The organism is Mesorhizobium sp. (genome assembly GCF_005063415.1).
Taxonomy (GTDB): domain Bacteria; phylum Pseudomonadota; class Alphaproteobacteria; order Rhizobiales; family Rhizobiaceae; genus Mesorhizobium.
In genome coordinates this window covers 1-426 of sequence record NZ_SUEG01000378.1, presented here as the reverse complement: position 1 = coordinate 426, position 426 = coordinate 1, and the positions used below count along the sequence as shown (strand labels likewise).

Below are 426 nucleotides of genomic sequence, written 5' to 3'. Positions count from 1 at the left end.
AAGGCATGCAGTTCGACCGCGGCTACCTCTCGCCCTACTTCGTCACCAACGCCGACAAGATGGTTGCCGAGCTCGAGGACGTCTACATCCTCCTGCACGAGAAGAAGCTGTCCAACCTCCAGGCCATGCTGCCGGTTCTCGAAGCCGTCGTGCAGACCTCGAAGCCGCTGCTCATCATCTCGGAAGACGTCGAAGGCGAGGCTCTGGCCACGCTGGTCGTCAACAAGCTGCGTGGCGGCCTGAAGATCGCCGCCGTCAAGGCGCCGGGCTTCGGTGATCGCCGCAAGGCCATGCTGGAAGACATCGCCATCCTCACCGGTGGCCAGGTCATCTCGGAAGACCTCGGCATCAAGCTCGAGAACGTCGGCCTCAACATGCTCGGCCGCGCCAAGAAGGTGTCGATCTCCAAGGAGAACACCACCATCG

The 426-nt window shown here is 62.2% G+C and carries 1 pseudogene; it reads left to right on the top strand.

Annotated features, from left to right (window positions below):
* Window positions 1-426, top strand: a pseudogene (locus E5W70_RS32690) (TCP-1/cpn60 chaperonin family protein); the annotation flags it as partial.